Raw genomic sequence first — 1,471 nt, 5'->3', positions numbered from 1 at the left:
CCGACGATTCCCCGAGAGCAGCTAGGGCGGCGTGGCCGCCACCCTTTCGTATGAGAATTTGAGTCCGGCCGCGGGACGCCTGTGGTCCTGATGTTGGCTGGCGGATCGTTTCGGCCCGGCATCGCCGAGGCCCGTGCAGCATCTCCGATGCTGTCCGGATCGGCGTCGGCGTTCTCTGGTGCTCAGAGCCCGTCCAAGAGTATGGCGGTGGAGGTCCTGTGGCACTCTTTTCTGCTGCTACGAGCGCGTTCCTCAGTTTCCTGTGGTCAGGGCCTCTCCGGACAGCGCCTACAGGTCGCTGACGACGGAGGGCTGGCAGATGCAGGTGTTATTCCCGCGGTGCGCAGGTCTTGACGTGCACCGAGACACGGTTGCCGCGGCGGTGCGCATCCAAACCGGTTCGGGTAAAGCCGTCACCGAGGTCCGGACATTCACCACAACCGGGGGCTCGCTCGGACTACTCGCGGACTGGCTCACCGAGAACCGAGTGACGATCTTTGGGATGGAATCGACAGGCGTCTACTGGAAACCGGTATTCCACATGCTGGAAGACCGGTTCGAGTGCTGGCTATTCAACGCCACCCACGTCCGAAACGTACCAGGCCGAAAAACAGATGTCGCGGACGCGGCCTGGATCTCGGACCTCGTCGCGCACGGTCTGGTACGCGCCTCCTTCGTGCCGCCGAAACCCCAGCGGGACCTGCGTGACCTGACCCGGGCCCGACGGATCGTGGTCGAGGAGAAGACCCGGGAGATCCAGCGGCTGGAGAAGCTGATGCAGGACGCCGGCGTGAAACTCACCAGCGTCGCCTCCAAGCTGCTCGGGGTCTCGGGCCGCGCGATCCTGGAGAAGATGATCGAGGGAGAGCAGTCCCTGGAGTATCTGGCCGATCAGGCCCGCGGCCGACTCCGCCGCAAGATCCCACAGCTACAGGAGGCACTCGCGGGAACGTTCCGCTCCGGGCACCACGGGTTCCTCGCCGCGCAGCTGCTCGCACGGATCGACCTGTGTGACGAGCAGATCGACGAGCTCGACCACCGGATCGAGGTGATGATCGCCCCTTTTCGGGAGACGGTCGACCGGATCCGCACGATCACCGGAGTGGGTGAGGTCACCGCGACCGTGCTGCTCGCCGAGGTCGGCCTGGACATGAGCCGGTTCCCGACCGCCGGCCATCTCGCGTCCTGGGCGGGTATCTGCCCGGGAAACAACACCTCCGGCGGGAAACGCCTGTCCGGCCGGACCCGGCATGGTAAACAAGTGGTTACGTACCGCGTTGACCGAGGCCGCGCACTCCGCCGCTCGTAGCAAGGACACTTACCTGGCGTCCCACCACGCCCAGGTCCGCGGCCGCCGCGGGGTCCTCAAAGCCATCGGCGCGACCCGCCACGACATTCTCATCGCCTACTGGCACATCATCGCGAACAACACCGTCTACCAGGACCTCGGTGGAGACTGGCCTCAATGCCA

At 65.4% G+C, this 1,471-nt stretch carries 1 pseudogene; it reads left to right on the top strand.

The features are described 5' to 3' along the window. Positions 1–319: 319 nt before the first annotated feature. Positions 320–1,471 (top strand): annotated as a pseudogene (locus tag AC08OT_RS10530) (IS110 family RNA-guided transposase); the annotation flags it as partial.

The sequence above is a fragment of the Frankia sp. CgJB1 genome (genome assembly GCF_977947065.1).
Note: the sequence above shows the minus strand (reverse complement) of the source record. Positions and strands in the feature narration are given on the sequence as shown.